Source organism: Pseudomonas sp. RL_15y_Pfl2_60 (genome assembly GCF_963970595.1).
GTDB lineage: Bacteria > Pseudomonadota > Gammaproteobacteria > Pseudomonadales > Pseudomonadaceae > Aquipseudomonas.
The window spans coordinates 88,061-105,326 of record NZ_CAXAOE010000006.1; the positions used below are offsets into that span (position 1 = coordinate 88,061).

The following is a 17,266-nucleotide window of genomic DNA, read 5'->3' on the forward strand; positions in this document are numbered from 1 at the left end:
GGACATGCTCTCCTCTCAATACGGATCAGGACGCGGACTTAGGTGCGATTGACCCGAGCAAAGCGCTATTCGCCCCCGGTTCAGTCTCAATGCCTAACTCGATCCTGTGAATACGACCAACGATGAACAGGTAGCTGATCACCGCCAGCAAAGCATTTGCGCCGACATAAATCAGCGCCGAATCAAATGAGCCGGTGCGGCTAACCAGGTAGCCAACCACAATCGGTGTTGTAATCGCCGCGAGATTGCCGAAGGTATTAAACAAGCCGCCGGACAGACCGATGATCTGCCGTGGCGAGGTGTCGGCCACCAGCGTCCAGCCAAGCGAGCCAAAGCCTTTACCGAAAAACGCTAGAGCCATGAGCGCAACTACGGCGGCATCGCTTTGCGCGTAGAGGCATAGAACAATGCAACTCGACAGCAACATACCGCTGACAATCGGCAGCTTGCGCGCCAGAGTCAATGAATAACCACGTCGCAGCAGACCATCGGAAAACAATCCGCCCAGCACGCCACCGAGAAAACCACTGATGGCCGGTAACGAGGTGACAAAGCCGGCGGTGAGAATGGTCATGCCACGGGCTTGTACGAGATAAACCGGGAACCAGGTGAGAAAGAAATAAGTAATGGCGTTGTTGCAATACTGACCGAAATACACCCCGATCAAGGTCCGCTGGGTCAGCAATAACTTGAGATAGCGCCCTTGCAAGCCGGCCGCGCCTGCGGGCCGAGGTGCAAGGTCGAGCAAGGCGCCTCCCTTCTCAATATGGCTAAACTCCGCCTCGCCGATGCGCGGATGCTCGCGCGGGCCGAACATGCTTTTGAGCCAGCCCAGGCACAGCAGCAAACCCAAACTGCCCAGCACCACAAATACATACTGCCAGCCCATCGCCTGCACTACCCAGCCCATCAGTGGCGCAAACACAGCCGTAGCGGCGTACTGCGCCGAGCTTGAAATAGCAGTAGCGGTGCCGCGTTCAGCAGTGGGAAACCAGGCCGCAATAATGCGTGCGTTTCCGGGAAAACAAGGCGCACCGGCAAAACCAACCGCCATGCGCAAAAGAAATAAAGTCACCACCGCCCAAGCCAGCGGCAGCACGCCAGCAATGCCTTGCAGCAAGGTGAAGGCAGACCAACAAAATAAAGTGATGCCATAGACGCGCTTGGCGCCAAACCGATCAAGCAACCAGCCGCCGGGAATCTGGCCGATGACGTAAGCCCAACCAAATGCCGAGAAGATATAGCCCAGCGTCAGCGCATCAATGCCCAACTCGGCCTGCATCGCGGAACCGGCGATCGACAAACTCGAGCGATCGGCAAAGGTCACCGTGGTGGCGAGAAATAGCATGAGTAAAACGCTGTAGCGCACACGGCCTTGTTTGACTGCGGACATCTGGCTGACTCAGCAAGGATTTGGGGGTCGCAACTGACGCCAGTGGTGGCGTCAGTTGCAGAGCGCCTTAGCGCACCATGCAAGGCTTCTTGTTGTCGAACTTCCAGTTCGGAATCAAGAACTGCATGGCGATTGCATCATCACGCGCACCCAGACCTTTGGCCTTGTACAGTTCATGGGCCTTGGCCAGTGCATCCCAATCCAGCTCAATGCCCATGCCAGGCGCCTTGGGCACTTGTACCAGGCCGCCTTCGATTTTCAGCGGGTTACGGGTCAGGTGCTGACCATCCTGCCAAATCCAATGGGTGTCGATGGCCGTGACTTTGCCCGGCGCTGCGGCCGCCACATGGGTGAACATGGCCAGCGAGATATCGAAGTGGTTATTCGAGTGTGAGCCCCAGGTCAGGCCCCATTCGTTGCACATCTGGGCAACGCGAACGGACCCGGCCATGGTCCAGAAATGCGGGTCAGCCAGCGGGATATCCACCGACTGCAAGGAGATGGTGTGGCCCATCTGGCGCCAGTCTGTGGCAATCATGTTAGTGGCTGTTGGCAGGCCAGTGGCGCGGCGGAACTCAGCCATGACTTCACGGCCGGAGTAACCATTTTCAGCGCCGCATGGGTCTTCAGCGTAAGCCAGCACACCGTGCAGGTCACGGCACAGCGAGACCGCTTCGCTCAGCGACCAGGCGCCGTTTGGATCTAGGGTCACGCGGGCATCCGGGAAGCGTTCGGCCAAGGCGCGAATGGCCTCGACTTCAGCTGCGCCTTGCAACACGCCGCCCTTGAGTTTGAAGTCTTTGAAGCCATAACGCTCATAGGCAGCTTCAGCCTGACGCACCACGGTTTCGGGAGTCATCGCGGTTTGGTTACGCACCCGGAACCAGGCATCGTCGGCGTTGGACTCATCGCGGTATTCCAGATCGGTCTGCTGCTTATCGCCGACATAGAACAGGTAACCGAGCATTTCCACGGCGTCGCGCTGCTGGCCTTCGCCGAGCAGAGCGGCAACCGGCACGCCAAGATGCTGGCCAAGCAGGTCAAGCAACGCGGCTTCCAGAGCGGTCACGGCGTGGATGGTGATGCGCAGGTCAAAGGTCTGCAAACCACGACCGCCTGAGTCGCGATCGGCAAAGGTCTTGCGCACGCGATTGAGAATGCCGTTGTAGTCGCCAATCGATTGGCCAACCAGCAGGGTGCGCGCGTCTTCGAGGGTCTGGCGGATGGATTCGCCGCCCGGTACTTCGCCAACGCCAACATGACCGGCGTTGTCTTTGAGAATAAGGATGTTGCGGGTGAAATACGGGCCGTGGGCCCCAGACAGGTTCATCAACATACTGTCTTGGCCAGCAACTGGCACAACAGTCAATTCGGTAATCACTGGCGCGCCAGCGAAGGCGTGGCCGTTGCTAGATGTGTTCATAATCGTTTACCCAGATTATTTTTATGAAGGGTGTACGCGTATCAATGCAGCTGTTCGGCTGCACCCTCTCCGCCAAGCAGGCGGGCGAAGAAGGTGCATGGGTGCTTAGCCGATGTAGGTTGTTTTTACCGTGGTGTAGAACTCTTGAGCGTAGCGACCTTGCTCACGTGAGCCGTAGGACGAACCTTTGCGGCCACCAAACGGAACATGGTAGTCAACACCGGCAGTCGGCAGGTTGACCATCACCATGCCAGCCTGAGCGTGGCGCTTGAAGTGGTTGGCGTATTTCAGCGAGGTGGTGCAAATACCCGCCGACAGACCGAATTCGGTGTCGTTGGCCATCGCCAGCGCTTCCTCGTAGTCAGCCACGCGAATCACGTTGGCAACCGGGCCAAAGATCTCTTCGCGGCTGATACGCATGTCAGCGGTGGAGTCGGCAAACAGGGTTGGCGCCAGGTAGTAACCGTCTTTTTCGCACTTGACGCGCTCGCCACCACAAACCAAACGTGCGCCTTCAGCCTTGCCAATCTCGATGTAGCTCAAGTCTTGATTCAGCTGCGACTCAGAGACAACCGGGCCAATATCCACGCCTTTTTCCAGCGCGTTACCAACCTTGATCGACTGCATGCGAGCGGCCATGGCTTCGATAAATTTGTCGTAGATGCCCGCAGTCACAATCAAGCGGCTCGATGCCGTGCAACGCTGGCCAGTCGAGTAGAACGCGCTCTGTACCGCCAGCTCGACAGCGACTTTCAAGTCGGCGTCGTCGAGAATGATCTGCGGGTTCTTGCCGCCCATTTCCAACTGCACTTTAGCCTGACGTGCAACGCAAGCGGCAGCAATGCTGCGGCCTACACCAACAGAACCGGTGAAGCTGACGCCATCGACTTTCGGGCTGTTGACTATGACGTCGCCAACCACACGGCCGCTGCCCATCACCAGGTTAAATACACCTGCCGGGAAGCCCGCACGGGAAATGATTTCAGCGATTGCCCAGGCGCAACCTGGCACCAGATCAGCGGGCTTGATCACAACACAGTTGCCGTAGGCCAAGGCTGGAGCAATTTTCCAGGCTGGAATCGCAATCGGGAAGTTCCACGGAGTGATCAAGCCGACCACGCCCAGACCTTCACGCGTGACTTCAACGGAAACACCCGGACGCACCGAGTCCAGCACTTCACCGGACTGACGCAGGCATTCGCCAGCGAAGTACTTGAAGATATTGCCCGCACGGGTCACTTCGCCAATGGCTTCAGGCAAAGTCTTGCCTTCTTCACGGGCGAGCAATTCGCCGAGCTCTGCACGACGAGCAAGAATTTCGCTGCCGACTTTATCCAGCGAGTCGCTGCGCGCCTGGATACCGGAGGTCGACCACGCAGGGAACGCAGCACGTGCAGCGGCGATGGCCTGCTCGGTTTGAGCAGCGTCAGCCTGAGCGAATTCGCCGATCACATCAGCCAGATCGGACGGGTTACGGTTTACCGAATAAGTAGCGCCAGCCACCCACTCGCCGCCGATGAAGTTTTCAAAGCGTTTTGTCTCAGCCACAAGAGCCTCCTGGTAACAGGCCGCAGCAAGCCGCGGCGCGTTGAATGTTTAGCTAGTCCCTGGCCATTAGCGCCCGGGACTGTTGATGAGTTACTGCGCGCCTTGCTTGGCCATCAATGCGGCGAGCTGCTCGTATTCTTCCGGCAGCAGGTCAGTCAATGGCGCGCGAACCGGGCCTGCGTCATAGCCTGCGATCTTGGCGCCCGCCTTGACGATGCTGACCGCGTAGCCTGCGCGACGGTTGCGAATGTCGAGGTAAGGCAGGAAGAAATCATCGATGATCTTGCCAACGGTGGCGTGATCGTCGCGGGCAATGGCGTGGTAGAAATCCATTGCGGTTTTCGGGATGAAGTTAAACACCGCCGAGGAATAAACCGGTACGCCCAAGGCTTTATAAGCGGCAGCGTAGACCTCTGCAGTCGGCAGACCGCCGAGATAGCTGAAGCGATCACCGAGGCGGCGACGAATCGACACCATCAACTCGATATCACCCAGACCATCCTTGTAGCCGATCAGGTTCGGGCAGCGCTCAGCCAGTTGCTCAAGCAACGTGGCATTCAGGCGGCAGACGTTACGGTTGTAGACCACCACACCGATTTTCACCGATTTGCACACTTGCTCAACGTGAGCGGCAACACCTTCCTGGCTGGCTTCAGTCAGGTAATGCGGCAGCAGCAACAAGCCCTTGGCGCCCAGGCGCTCGGCCTCTTGCGCGTATTGAATGGCCATGCGCGTTGGACCACCGACACCGGCAAGGATCGGCACGCCACCGTCACAGGTATCGACCGCAGTCTTGATGACCGATGAGTACTCATCGGGCGCCAAGGAGAAAAACTCGCCTGTACCGCCAGCAGCGAACAGTGCGGTCGCGCCGTATGGCGACAACCATTCGAGGCGACGGGCATAGGTATCAGCGCGGAAATTACCGGCAGCATCGAAGTCGGTCACCGGGAAGGACAGCAGACCGGAAGAGAGGATGGACTTCAGTTCTTGTGGATTCATTATTCGAACACCCTGGAAACAATTATAGAGGCGGTACGAGTACCAAACCGAAGAAATACGTTATCGTACAACTATATAAATTGCCAACTGGATTTTTCAACCAGGCCGACGGAATGCTCACACTCGGGCCGTGGATACGTTTCATTCCGCGAACTAATCAGCCAGCGCTAAATACAGATTAAAGGCTTATTTAGACAGGCTACAGTATCGAGACACCTGCACTGAGCGGGGCTAGATTCGTTTCAAAATATTCCGAACATCGACTTTAGTCACGTTGACAAGCCGAATAAGCCCTGTTGAAATCAGCCCATAAATAGTTATACGACAACGTATAACCACACAAACAATAACAATTTAAATGTCAGAGGCCACCTCATGACCACCAACTCCCTAGCCCAACCGCGCTTCTCGCGCTTGCTGCTAACCGGCGCCGCTGGCGGCCTTGGCAAAGTTCTCCGTGAAAGCCTGCGGCCTTATGCCGACGTCATTCGTCTATCTGATATTGCATCAATGGCCCCGGCAACCGGCGCACATGAAGAAGTCGTACCCTGCGACCTGTCAGATAAAGCAGCTGTCCACGCGCTGGTTGAAGGTGTCGATGCAATCCTGCATTTTGGCGGCGTATCTGTAGAGCGCCCGTTCGAAGAGATTCTTGGCGCCAACATCAGCGGCACCTTCCACATCTATGAAGCCGCTCGCCTGCATTGCGTCAAACGCGTGGTCTTCGCCAGCTCCAACCACGTGATCGGCTTTTACAAGCAAGACCAAACCCTCGATGCGCTCTCCCCTCGTCGTCCGGATGGTTACTACGGCCTGTCGAAATCCTACGGCGAAGACATGGCCAGCTTCTACTTCGATCGTTACGGTATCGAGACGGTCAGCATCCGCATCGGTTCCTCGTTCCCCGAGCCGCAAAACCGCCGCATGATGTCGACCTGGTTGAGCTTCGACGACCTGACTCAACTGATCGAAAAGTCCCTGTTCAGCACCGACGTCGGCCACACCGTTGTCTACGGTGTGTCAGACAACGCTCAAGTCTGGTGGGACAACCGTTACGCCGCGCACCTTGGCTTCAGTGCCAAAGACAGCTCGGAAGTATTCCGCGAAAAAATCGAAGCGCAGCCTCCGGTGGCAGCCGATGACCCCGCTGCGATTTATCAGGGTGGCGCCTTTGTTGCCGCAGGTCCTTTCGAGTAAGCCCAGCGGCTTAATCATCGGTCCCGTAAAACAATAAGAGACGCAGCCATGCAAGCTGAATTGATACTTGATGCCCGTAATAGCGTTGGCGAAAGCCCCGTCTGGAGCGTGCAGGAACAATCGCTGTACTGGGTCGATATTCCTGCCCGCCGCCTGCACAACTGGCAAGCCGCCAACGGGCAAACCCAAAGCTGGCAAGCCGAGGAAATGCTGGCATGCATCGCCTGCCGCACCGACGGCCAAGGCTGGATCGGCGCGATGCAAAGCGGCATTTTCGACCTGCAACCACAGAGCGACGGCAGCTTGCGCACGCAACTGTTGGCTGGCGTCGAACATGCGCAACCTGGCATGCGCTTCAATGACGGTCGCTGCGACCGTCAAGGCCGCTTCTGGGCTGGCAGCATGCTGTTGGATATGGCCGCTGGCGTATCAGTGGGTGCGCTCTACCGCTTCACCGATGGCCAGCTAACTAAACAGCTGGATAACTTTATCGTCCCCAACGGCCTGGGCTTCAGCCCGGACGGGCGCACGCTTTACTTGTCCGACTCGCACCCCAGCGTGCAGATGATTTGGGCATTCGATTACGACACTGACACAGGCACCGCGCATAACCGCCGCGTATTCGTTGACATGAATGCATTTCCTGGCCGTCCGGATGGCGCGGCGGTCGATGAAGATGGCTGCTATTGGATTTGCGGCAACGACGCCGGGCTCATACATCGCTTCACCCCGGACGGACGCCTCGACCGCTCCTTATCGGTACCGGTCAAGAAGCCCGCCATGTGCGCCTTTGGCGGCGCCGACCTGAGCACCCTATTTGTGACATCCATTCGACCCGAGGGTGATCTATCCGATCAACCCTTGGCCGGTGGCGTGTTCGCGCTTCAATCGGGGACAAAAGGGCTCGCTGAGCCCCTGTTCCGCGGCTGATCCACCCGCTGTTTAACGCTGTTCGCAACACTGCACTCAAAAAACAACAAGACTGGAGATTCAAATGAATTTCAAACGCAAGTTGCTCATCGCTGCTCTCCCTTTGGCCTTTTGCCTGTCTAGCGCGGCTAACGCCCTGGAAATCAAATTCGCCGAGATCCACCCGGCTGGCTACCCAACCGTAGTCGCTGAAGAAGCGATGGGTAAGAAAATCGAAGAAGCCAGCAACGGCGACATCACCTTCAAAATGTTCCCAGGCGGCGTGCTCGGTTCAGAAAAAGAAGTGGTTGAGCAGACTCAAATCGGCGCCATCCAGATGACCCGCGTCAGCCTCGGCATCGTCGGGCCAGTTGTGCCGGATGTAAACGTGTTCAACATGCCATTCGTGTTCCGCGACAGGGAGCACATGCGCAAAATCATCGACGGTGAAATCGGTCAGGAAATCCTCGACAAGATCACCAACTCCGAATTCAACCTGGTCGCCCTGGCCTGGATGGACGGCGGTACCCGCAACCTCTACACCAAGAAGCCTGTACGCAATATCGAAGACCTCAAGGGCATGAAGATTCGCGTCATGGGCAACCCGCTGTTCGTTGACATGATGACCGCCATGGGTGCCAACGGCATTGCCATGGACACCGGCGAGATCTTCAGCGCTCTGCAAACTGGCGTTATCGATGGTGCAGAGAACAACCCGCCGACCATGCTTGAGCACAACCACTATCAGAACGCCAAGTACTACACCCTGACTGGCCACCTGATCCTGCCTGAGCCGATTGTAATGTCCAAGGACACCTGGAATTCACTGAGCGCAGAGCAACAAGCGCTGGTGAAGAAAGTGGCCAAGGAAGCCCAATTGGAAGAGCGCAAGCTGTGGGATGCCAAGTCGGCAGCCAGCGAAGAGAAGCTTAAAGCGGCGGGCGTTGAGTTCATCACCGTCGACAAGAAGCCCTTCTACGACGCCACCGCTCCGATCCGTGAAAAATACGGCGCGCAATACGCTGACCTGATGAAGCGCATCGCCGACGTCAAGTAACAACCTACTCCCTATAAAGTCCTTGGCGGCAGGTGCAAACCTGCCCCAAGGCAGCGTGGTGAAGTTAATGAAGAACACCTTGTTACGCGTCAACGACGTGATTTACACCAGCTGCATCTGGGTTGCCGGCCTGTCAGTGGCAACCATGGCCGTGATCATTCCCTGGGGCATTTTCACCCGTTATGTATTGGGCAGCGGCTCCAGTTGGCCAGAGCCAGTGGCAATCTTGTTGATGGTGCTGTTTACCTTTGTTGGCGCCGCCGCAAGCTACCGCGCCGGGGCTCACATGGCGGTCTCCATGGCCACCGACCGCATGCCGCAACACCTGCAACGCTATATAGAAATACTGGTGCAGTTGCTGATGGCAACCATTGCCCTGTTTATGCTGATCTGGGGCATCAAGCTGTGCGCTGCGACCTGGAATCAATTCAATCCGTCATTGCCTGACCTGCGCGTTGGCCTGTGCTATTCGCCTATTCCTCTGGGCGGTGCCTTGACCCTGATCTTTATTCTTGAGCGCCTGTTCTTCGGCGACCAGAGCCACCGTCGCGCGGTCGATTACGAACAACTAGAAGAAACCAACGAGGCCGTGTCGTAATGGACGCTTTTATTCTCTTGGGCAGCTTCTTGCTGCTGATCACTCTGCGCATGCCCGTGGCCTACGCCCTGGGTTTGTCTGCGCTGGCCGGCGCCTTCTGGATCGGTATTCCGTTCCATGCGGTGATGATTCAAGTCGCAGGCGGGGTCAATAAATTCTCGCTGCTGGCAATCCCCTTTTTCGTGCTCGCCGGTGCAATCATGGCCGAGGGCGGCATGTCGCGCCGACTCGTCGCATTCGCCAGCGTGCTGGTTGGCTTTGTCCGTGGCGGCCTGTCACTGGTCAATATCGTGGCATCGGCATTCTTCGGTGCGATTTCTGGCTCATCGGTTGCCGATACCGCATCGGTAGGCTCGGTACTGATCCCGGAGATGGCCCGCAAAGGTTACCCGCGTGAGTTCTCCACCGCGGTGACCGTCAGCGGCTCAGTTCAGGCGCTGCTGACACCACCTAGCCACAACTCGGTGCTGTACTCCCTGGCCGCTGGCGGCACGGTGTCGATCTCGGCGCTGTTCATCGCCGGTATTGGCCCAGGCATTCTGCTGACCTGCGTGATGATGGGCATGTGCCTGATCTTCGCCAGACGCCGCAACTACCCTAAAGGCGAAGTGATCCCGCTGAAGCAAGCGCTGAAAATATGCGTCGATGCGCTTTGGGGCTTGATGACCATGTTCATCATTATCGGCGGCATTCTCAGTGGTGTTTTTACCGCGACCGAATCAGCCGCAATTGCAGTGGTCTGGGCGTTCTTCGTGACCATGTTTATTTACCGCGACTACAAATGGCGCGAGTTGCCCAAGCTGATGCATCGCACGGTGCGCACCCTGTCGATCGTGATGATACTAATCGCCTTCGCCGCCAGCTTCGGCTACATCATGACCTTGATGCAGATCCCGGCGAAAATCACCACGGCCTTCCTGACGCTGTCGGATAACCGCTATGTAATTCTGATGTGCATCAACGCCATGCTTTTGGTTCTGGGCACGCTGATGGACATGGCGCCACTGATCCTGATCCTGACGCCAATCCTGATGCCGGTCATCACAGGCCTGGGCATTGATCCGGTGCACTTCGGCATGATCATGCTGGTCAACCTGGGCATCGGTCTGATCACCCCGCCGGTTGGTGCCGTGCTCTTTGTGGGCGCGGCCGTGGGCAAGGTCACCATCGAGAACACCGTCAAGGCGCTGCTACCGTTCTACTGCGCATTGCTCATGGTGTTGATGGCGGTTACCTATATCCCAGCCATTTCACTTTGGTTGCCAAGCGTTCTGCTGTAGAGCGCTATAGTTTGGGCGCGCCGCCTTCATCAGACTGTTTGATAACTACTGCACTCGACAATACTGCGTTATAAACAGGCGAAAAAAGCTCATTTAGAACACCTAAACTGCGCTTATTTTCGCCCGTCAAAGCCTTGTCTTGCCTTCGTTCGTAACGTTCTCAAACAGCCTGTGCATGGCGGCGCTCTCATTTATTCGCCAAGGAATAGATTTGCCAATGTCTGCTACAGCCCAACTGCCCCGCCACATAGCCGTATTGATTCTGGCTGCGCTCGCCTGCTCATTCGCCGGCAATCACATTGCTGCACGTATTGCGTTCGATCACGACACCGGCCTGCTGCTTGCCATGCTGTGCCGTGCCGGGGTGACGCTTCTGGTATTGGCGGCTTTGGTGTTCTATCGCGGAGAAGCACTACGCTTGAGCCGCCAGACTTGGGGCTGGCAACTGATGCTTGGACTGCTGATTGCAGTGCAAAGCTTCTGCATCTACTCGGCAGTGATGCGTATCCCGGTCGCGCTGGCGCTGCTGGTGGTCAACCTGGCACCGATCTTTCTAGCCCTGCTCAGCTGGGCGCTCGGTGGGCCAGCACCCACCCGCCGGGCCACAGTACTGATGGGCACCATCCTGTTTGGCTTGGTCCTGGCACTTGATGTACCCGCCCAACTCGCCAACCAGCGCGATGTGGATGCAAGCTGGATTGAAGGCGTGCTATTCAGCGCGACTGGCGCCGCCGTATTTGCCTGCGCGCTGTGGATAACCGCACATCGCCTCGCGCCTGTACCGGGCACCGTGCGCAGCATGCTCACGTTATTGGTGGTGTTTGTCTCGACCGCAATAATTGGCGCCAGCGGCGTGTTGCCGGGCGGGATGGATCTACCGACGGCGCCAACGGGTTGGATCGCCCTTGCCTGCCTGGTCCTACTTTATGGGATGGCGTTTTCAGCGCTGTTCGTATTCGTCAGTCGACTGGACATCACCCGCAACGCTCCGGTGATGAACATCGAACCGGTAGCAGGCCTGCTGTTTGGCTGGTTAATCCTCGATCAGCTACTGAACGGCGTGCAAATCATTGGCGGCCTGATTGTGGTTTGCGGTGTTGTCCTGCTCGCCTCCAGCAAGCAACCCTGACGCCTAAAAACAAACCGATCAATGCGTGTACTTCAGACCGAGTTAATCACTATGCCTGCCTCGTTGTTGCATCTGGAAGACCGTTTGACTCGCCTCAGCATGATGCCTGCAGTTGGCGGCAGCATAGCCAACTGGAGCAGCAAGCTAACGGGCCAGCCATTACTGCGTCACAGCGACCAGCAGGCATTGAGCAGCGGCTCACCACGACGCCTCGCTTGCTACCCGCTGGCGCCGTGGTCGAACCGAATCGCCGAAGGTGGCTTTGACTGCCCTGATGGCTGGCTGGCGCTTGCGTCAAACACTGACCATGACCCCTACCCGATTCATGGCAGTGCGTGGCAACAAGCCTGGCAGGTTGACGAGCACAGCAACCACCACGCACGCCTGAGCCTCAACAGCAGCAAGCCATTTGCCTACCGGGCGGAGCAGCATATTGAACTGAGCGATGGTCAGCTGCGCTTGCGTCTGCAGGTGACTCACCTGGATGCACACCCGGCATGGCACGGTCTCGGCTTTCACCCTTACCTGCCACGCACGGCGCAGACCCAGCTCTGCGCAACCGCACAAAAGGTTTGGCTAACAACCGACGAGGCGCTGCCAAACCGGCAACACGCAATCCCGTCCAACTGGCAATTCGACTCGGCAAGCCTGCTACCCACAGAGTTGGTCGACCATGCCTTCACTGGCTGGGACGGCAACTGCCTGATCATTCAAGCAGACGCTGGCTACCAACTTGCCTGCCAAGCCAAGGGCGCCGATTACTTCCTGCTGTTTTGCCCGGTTGACCGGGACTTCTTTTGCTTCGAGCCAGTGAACCATCCGATCAACGCCCATCACTTACCGGGCAAGCCGGGGCTGCGCTTATTGCAACAAGGTCAGTCAATCACGCTGGAGTTCAGCCTGCACTATCAACCTCTAACCGAAGCAGAACCTGGCGGTTAAAACCGCCTCGCTATTGTCAGGAGTGCGCTCGGTTCAACCAACGGGTATGGATGCCAAATCAATTAGGAAACAATCAAAAGTCATCCTATAACTAAAAAATAAAGAGTCACCTGGAGTTATCGGAAGTGGTTAATTGAAAAATTATCACCAAGAAATTCCTGCGCCTAAAATATTTAAAAATAATCATTAAAAACAGCTTGTTAGCAGTTAATACAAAAAAATCAAATATTCCATATCAGCCAAAAGTAGGCGTTGACAAGAACAAATTAGATTGCAAATAATTCGGCTTGTTGTACGACGACGCACAACAAAATAATAAAAACAGAACAGGTCACACAATGACAACTACAAGCCGTTCAAATCGCTTGCCTTACGAGTTGCCGCGCAAGACAGTCCCGGGCTCGACGCCAGTGCTAGCGCTCTAAAACCAGTCCTTATCATCCCTGCATCCCGCCCCAGGCTATTTCGTCACGCCTACTAAAAGGCTGTGCCATCTACCTGGGAATAGAAGCAACTCCAACTGGAGCAAAATAATAATGAGTTCACGCAAGATTCTTTCCCTCGCAGTTGCCAGCGCCATCACCGCATCCGCCCTGCCGCTCAGCAGCCAGGCTGCTGGTTTTGTAGAGGATGCCAAGGTCAACTTTGGCCTGCGCAACTTCTACATCAACCGCAACTTCGTAAACCCGGCCTACGGCCAAGGCAAAGCCGAAGAGTGGACCCAGAGCTTTATGCTCGATGCCCGCTCAGGTTTCACCGAAGGCACTGTTGGCTTTGGCGTTGATGTACTTGCCATGACCGCGATCAAGCTCGACGGCGGCCGCGGCACAGCCGGTACCGGCTTGCTGCCTGTGCATGATGACGGTCGCCCAGCAGACGACTACGGTCGTATCGCTGCCGCCGGCAAGGCACGCATCTCCAAGACCGAGTTGAAAGTCGGTGAGTGGATGGCGGTGCTGCCAATCCTGCGCTCCGATGACGGTCGCTCGCTGCCGCAAACCTTCCAGGGCGCCCAGCTAACCTCCAAGGAAATCGACGGCCTGACGCTTTACGGCGGTCAATTCCGCCAGAACAGCACCCGCGACAACGCCAGCATGGAAGACATGAACTTCAATGGCGCCGAGTCGGATCGCTTTAACTTTGTCGGTGGCGAATTCAGCTTCAACCAGGATCACACCCTGATCGGCTTGTGGAATGCAGAGCTGGAAGACGTATACAGCCAGCAGTTCATCAACCTGGTGCACACCCAGCCCCTGGGCGACTGGACGCTGGGCGCCAACCTCGGCTACTTCATTGGTAGCGAAGACGGCAGCGAACGCGCTGGCGAACTGGACAACAAAACCGCCTCGGGCCTGTTCTCAGCCAAGATTGGCGCACACACCTTTTACCTTGGCTTGCAGAAAGTCAGCGGCGACGACAAATGGATGCGCGTCAACGGCACCAGCGGCGGAACACTGGCCAACGATAGCTACAACTCAAGCTACGACAACGCCAACGAACGCTCGTGGCAAGTTCGCTATGACTTCAACTTTGCAGGCGTTGGCATTCCGGGCATGACCCTGATGAACCGCTACATCAGCGGTGACAACATCGAAACTGCAACCACAGACGACGGCAAGGAATGGGGTCGTGAAACCGAGTTGGCGTACGTAGTGCAAAGCGGCACATTCAAGAGCCTATCGATGAAATGGCGCAACAGCTCGATTCGCCGCGACTACAGCAGCAGCGAATTTGACGAAAACCGCCTGATCTTCAACTACCCACTGTCCATTTTGTAAAGCTGACTGTGTGACCCTGACTTCATCGCACTTTGCCCGCCAATTGGCGGGCTTTTTTATGCCACTCGGCATGAGGTGACACCCACCATTTGTTACCGGTGATCTGCATCCAGCCAAGTGGTTAGCACTTCACAAGCCACCAGCGACACCACCAGCATCTTGGAGATTGAGTCAGTTTCAGGCATTTCGCTGTTCGCATCTTGCTGGGCAAGCTTCGCGTTGCCGCACTCGACGACAGACAGACAGGGAGGATCGCTAAAAGACGCTGAGCCAGAACGGCTCAGCGATGGTGCCGCTGACTCCGCTCAGCTTACTGCGCGCCTTGCTTAGCCATCAATGCGGCGAGCTGCTCGTATTCTTCCGGCAGCAGGTCAGTCAATGGCGCGCGAACCGGGCCTGCGTCATAACCTGCGATCTTGGCGCCCGCCTTGACGATGCTGACCGCATAACCCGCACGACGGTTGCGAATGTCGAGGTAAGGCAGGAAGAAATCATCGATGATCTTGCCCACGGTGGCGTGATCGTCGCGGGCAATGGCGTGGTAGAAATCCATCGCCGTTTTCGGCAGGAAGTTGAACACCGCCGAGGAATAAACCGGCACGCCCAAGGCTTTATAAGCAGCGGCGTAGACCTCTGCAGTCGGCAAGCCGCCGAGGTAGCTGAAGCGATCACCGAGGCGGCGACGAATCGACACCATCAACTCGATATCACCCAAGCCATCCTTGTAGCCGATCAGGTTCGGGCAGCGCTCAGCCAGTTGCTCAAGCAACGTGGCATTCAGGCGGCAGACGTTACGGTTGTAGACCACCACACCGATTTTCACCGACTTGCACACTTGCTCGACGTGAGCGGCAACACCTTCCTGGCTGGCTTCAGTCAGGTAGTGCGGCAGCAGCAACAAGCCCTTGGCGCCCAGGCGCTCGGCTTCTTGCGCGTACTGAATAGCCAGACGTGTTGGGCCGCCGACACCGGCAAGGATCGGCACACCACCGTCACAGGTATCGACCGCAGTCTTGATGACCGATGAGTACTCATCGGGCGCCAAGGAGAAAAATTCGCCAGTGCCACCTGCCGCAAACAACGCGCTGGCGCCATAAGGCGAGAGCCATTCTAGACGGCGGGCATAGGTATCAGCGCGGAAATTACCGGCAGCATCGAAGTCGGTCACCGGGAAAGACAGCAGACCGGAAGAGAGGATGGACTTCAGTTCTTGTGGATTCATTATTCGAACACCCTGGACATTTGAGTATGTTTGGCAGCCTTGGCTGTAGTGATACGTTATCGTACAACCATAAAAAAGAACACTTCTTTTCATTCAACTTAAGTCTAGCGCAGCAAATTTTCGGCATGCGCCCGTCTGCAATAGGCATAAGCGCCACAAAAAAGCGCAGCCACGTACCGCCTTGCATCATTTGCGAACAGAACATCGTTGACAGCCAAGCCTGTGATTGGTACAAATTTGTCATGTCGTACGACGACGCATAACTACACCAATAAAAACAAATACGAGAATCCACCTATGCCTTCGATTCCAAAGCATTCTCAGGACACACCCTCTTCAAGGGGTCGTCTGGATGCGTCTCGCCAAGGGATCAATCGCCCACGGGGGATGCTGCAATGAGCCAGCACCAAACCCCTAGCGTAATGAGCATGCAAGTCATCCCCGTTGCCGGCCAGGACAGCATGCTGCTCAATCTTTGCGGAGCCCATGCGCCCTACTTCACCCGCAACCTTGTCCTACTCAAGGACAACGCAGGCAACACGGGCATGGGTGAAGTGCCGGGCGGAGAAGGCATTCGCCAAGCGTTGGAGCGCATTCGTCCCTTGGTTGAAGGCCAACCAATCGGCGCTTACAACCGCATACTGCGCAGCCTGCAGCAGGCCCTGACAGGCAAGACCGACGGCCCGCAAACCATCGCTCACCAAGTCACCTCAGAGGCTGAAGCCGCCGTACTGCGCCAGCCCCATGAGATCAACCTGCGCCTGGATAACGTCATCACCGCAGTTGAAGCTGCCCTGCTCGACTTGCTCGGCCAGTACCTGAACGTTCCAGTCGCTGAACTGCTTGGCGCCGGCCAGCAGCGTGACAGCGTACCAATGCTGGCGTACCTGTTTTATATCGGAGACAGCAATCAAACCGACCTGCCTTATGTAAAAGGCGTCGGCGATGATTGGTACAAAACGCGTCACAGCGTTGCGATGACCCCGCAAGCCATTGCCGACCAGGCTGAGTCAGCCGCCGCCCGTTACGGCTTTAGCGACTTCAAGCTAAAAGGTGGTGTTATGCACGGCAGCGAAGAAATGGCTGCTGTTGCCGCAATCAAATCACGCTTCCCGCAGGCCCGCGTCACCCTTGATCCGAATGGTGCCTGGTCGCTGGATGAAGCCATTGCCCTGTGCAAAGGCCAAAACCACCTCCTGGCTTACGCCGAAGACCCTTGCGGCCCGGAGAATGGTTATTCCGGCCGTGAAGTCATGGCTGAATTCAAGCGCGCAACCGGCATCGCCACTGCGACCAATATGATCGCCACCGACTGGCGGCAAATGGGTCACTCATTGCGCCTGGAAGCGGTGGATATTCCGCTCGCTGACCCGCACTTCTGGACCATGCAAGGCGCTGTACGCCTCGGTCAGGTCTGTGCTGAGTTCGGACTGACCTGGGGCTCGCACTCCAATAATCACTTTGACGTATCGCTGGCCATGTTTACCCATGTTGCCGCCGCTGTACCGGGGCGCATCACGGCCATCGACACCCACTGGATCTGGCAGGAAGGCCAGGAACGACTGACCCGCGAACCGCTGCAAATCATCGGCGGCCAGGTTCAGGTACCACAACGTCCGGGCCTCGGTATCGAACCCGACCTGGATCGTATACACAGCGCTCATGAACTCTACAAGCGTGTCGCCACTGGCGCACGTGACGATGCCATGGCCATGCAGTACCTCGTAGCGGGCTGGCAGTACGACCCGAAACGTCCAAGCTTAGGTCGCACCCGCTAAGGCGCGCCTA

Annotated in this window: 14 protein-coding genes; 9 read left to right on the forward strand and 5 right to left on the reverse strand. The window is 56.9% G+C overall.

Annotated elements, in window-relative coordinates; genetic code table 11:
* Positions 1-25: 25 nt before the first annotated feature.
* The 4 genes from AACY26_RS16860 to kdgD (AACY26_RS16875) form a co-directional block, all read right to left on the reverse strand.
* Positions 26-1,393, reverse strand: a complete 1,368-nt coding sequence (locus AACY26_RS16860; protein ID WP_339515765.1) for an MFS transporter — start codon at positions 1,391-1,393, stop codon at positions 26-28.
* Between the two features lie 67 nt (positions 1,394-1,460).
* Positions 1,461-2,816 (reverse strand): glucarate dehydratase, encoded by a 1,356-nt coding sequence (gene gudD, locus AACY26_RS16865; RefSeq protein WP_339515766.1) that lies wholly within the window; start codon positions 2,814-2,816, stop codon positions 1,461-1,463.
* A gap of 105 nt (positions 2,817-2,921) precedes the next feature.
* Entirely contained in the window at positions 2,922-4,364 is a 1,443-nt protein-coding gene (locus AACY26_RS16870; RefSeq protein WP_339515767.1) for an aldehyde dehydrogenase family protein, read from the reverse strand.
* Positions 4,365-4,454: 90 nt separating this feature from the next.
* A complete protein-coding gene (gene kdgD, locus AACY26_RS16875; protein WP_339515768.1) occupies positions 4,455-5,366 on the reverse strand; it encodes a 5-dehydro-4-deoxyglucarate dehydratase in 912 nt (303 codons plus the stop codon).
* A 375-nt stretch (positions 5,367-5,741) separates the two neighbouring features.
* Between kdgD (AACY26_RS16875) and AACY26_RS16880 the strand changes: the two genes are divergently transcribed.
* The 8 genes from AACY26_RS16880 to AACY26_RS16915 all read left to right on the forward strand — a co-directional run bounded on the left by AACY26_RS16880 (position 5,742) and on the right by AACY26_RS16915 (position 14,256).
* Positions 5,742-6,563 carry an NAD-dependent epimerase/dehydratase family protein gene (locus tag AACY26_RS16880; RefSeq protein WP_339515769.1) on the forward strand — a complete coding sequence of 274 codons (822 nt, stop codon included), beginning with the start codon at positions 5,742-5,744 and terminating at the stop codon, positions 6,561-6,563.
* Positions 6,564-6,611: 48 nt separating this feature from the next.
* Positions 6,612-7,493, forward strand: coding sequence for an SMP-30/gluconolactonase/LRE family protein (locus tag AACY26_RS16885; RefSeq protein WP_339515770.1), 882 nt, complete (start codon positions 6,612-6,614; stop codon positions 7,491-7,493).
* A 64-nt stretch (positions 7,494-7,557) separates the two neighbouring features.
* The gene (locus tag AACY26_RS16890) at positions 7,558-8,529 is read left to right on the forward strand and encodes a TRAP transporter substrate-binding protein (protein ID WP_089361429.1); all 972 of its coding nucleotides are present in this window, start codon (positions 7,558-7,560) and stop codon (positions 8,527-8,529) included.
* Between the two features lie 67 nt (positions 8,530-8,596).
* Positions 8,597-9,127 (forward strand): TRAP transporter small permease, encoded by a 531-nt coding sequence (locus AACY26_RS16895; protein ID WP_339515771.1) that lies wholly within the window; start codon positions 8,597-8,599, stop codon positions 9,125-9,127.
* Positions 9,127-10,407 carry a TRAP transporter large permease gene (locus AACY26_RS16900; protein ID WP_339515772.1) on the forward strand — a complete coding sequence of 427 codons (1,281 nt, stop codon included), beginning with the start codon at positions 9,127-9,129 and terminating at the stop codon, positions 10,405-10,407. The genes AACY26_RS16895 and AACY26_RS16900 overlap by 1 nt, the downstream gene beginning before the upstream one ends.
* A gap of 217 nt (positions 10,408-10,624) precedes the next feature.
* Positions 10,625-11,536 carry an EamA family transporter gene (locus AACY26_RS16905; RefSeq protein WP_339515773.1) on the forward strand — a complete coding sequence of 304 codons (912 nt, stop codon included), beginning with the start codon at positions 10,625-10,627 and terminating at the stop codon, positions 11,534-11,536.
* Positions 11,537-11,587: 51 nt separating this feature from the next.
* Entirely contained in the window at positions 11,588-12,478 is an 891-nt protein-coding gene (locus AACY26_RS16910) for an aldose 1-epimerase (RefSeq protein ID WP_339515774.1), read from the forward strand.
* A gap of 536 nt (positions 12,479-13,014) precedes the next feature.
* Complete coding sequence (locus tag AACY26_RS16915) at positions 13,015-14,256, forward strand: OprD family porin (protein ID WP_339515775.1); 1,242 nt, start codon at positions 13,015-13,017, stop codon at positions 14,254-14,256.
* A 310-nt stretch (positions 14,257-14,566) separates the two neighbouring features.
* On the opposite strand, the gene kdgD (AACY26_RS16920) is transcribed toward AACY26_RS16915, so the two are convergent.
* The gene (gene kdgD / locus AACY26_RS16920; protein WP_339515776.1) at positions 14,567-15,478 is read right to left on the reverse strand and encodes a 5-dehydro-4-deoxyglucarate dehydratase; all 912 of its coding nucleotides are present in this window, start codon (positions 15,476-15,478) and stop codon (positions 14,567-14,569) included.
* A gap of 395 nt (positions 15,479-15,873) precedes the next feature.
* Here kdgD (AACY26_RS16920) and AACY26_RS16925 point away from each other — a divergent pair, with 395 nt between their 5' ends.
* Positions 15,874-17,256, forward strand: a complete 1,383-nt coding sequence (locus AACY26_RS16925) for an enolase C-terminal domain-like protein (protein ID WP_339515777.1) — start codon at positions 15,874-15,876, stop codon at positions 17,254-17,256.
* Positions 17,257-17,266: the final 10 nt, after the last annotated feature.

What these genes read in the sequence shown, in the direction of transcription:
- AACY26_RS16860 (WP_339515765.1), bottom strand. Translation starts at nt 1,393, where the DNA reads ATGTCCGCAGTCAAACAAGGCCGTGTGCGCTACAGCGTTTTACTCATG.
- gudD (WP_339515766.1), bottom strand. Translation starts at nt 2,816, where the DNA reads ATGAACACATCTAGCAACGGCCACGCCTTCGCTGGCGCGCCAGTGATT.
- kdgD (WP_339515768.1), bottom strand. Translation starts at nt 5,366, where the DNA reads ATGAATCCACAAGAACTGAAGTCCATCCTCTCTTCCGGTCTGCTGTCC.
- AACY26_RS16880 (WP_339515769.1), top strand. Translation starts at nt 5,742, where the DNA reads ATGACCACCAACTCCCTAGCCCAACCGCGCTTCTCGCGCTTGCTGCTA.
- AACY26_RS16885 (WP_339515770.1), top strand. Translation starts at nt 6,612, where the DNA reads ATGCAAGCTGAATTGATACTTGATGCCCGTAATAGCGTTGGCGAAAGC.
- AACY26_RS16890 (WP_089361429.1), top strand. Translation starts at nt 7,558, where the DNA reads ATGAATTTCAAACGCAAGTTGCTCATCGCTGCTCTCCCTTTGGCCTTT.
- AACY26_RS16895 (WP_339515771.1), top strand. Translation starts at nt 8,597, where the DNA reads ATGAAGAACACCTTGTTACGCGTCAACGACGTGATTTACACCAGCTGC.
- AACY26_RS16900 (WP_339515772.1), top strand. Translation starts at nt 9,127, where the DNA reads ATGGACGCTTTTATTCTCTTGGGCAGCTTCTTGCTGCTGATCACTCTG.
- AACY26_RS16905 (WP_339515773.1), top strand. Translation starts at nt 10,625, where the DNA reads ATGTCTGCTACAGCCCAACTGCCCCGCCACATAGCCGTATTGATTCTG.
- AACY26_RS16910 (WP_339515774.1), top strand. Translation starts at nt 11,588, where the DNA reads ATGCCTGCCTCGTTGTTGCATCTGGAAGACCGTTTGACTCGCCTCAGC.
- AACY26_RS16915 (WP_339515775.1), top strand. Translation starts at nt 13,015, where the DNA reads ATGAGTTCACGCAAGATTCTTTCCCTCGCAGTTGCCAGCGCCATCACC.
- kdgD (WP_339515776.1), bottom strand. Translation starts at nt 15,478, where the DNA reads ATGAATCCACAAGAACTGAAGTCCATCCTCTCTTCCGGTCTGCTGTCT.
- AACY26_RS16925 (WP_339515777.1), top strand. Translation starts at nt 15,874, where the DNA reads ATGAGCCAGCACCAAACCCCTAGCGTAATGAGCATGCAAGTCATCCCC.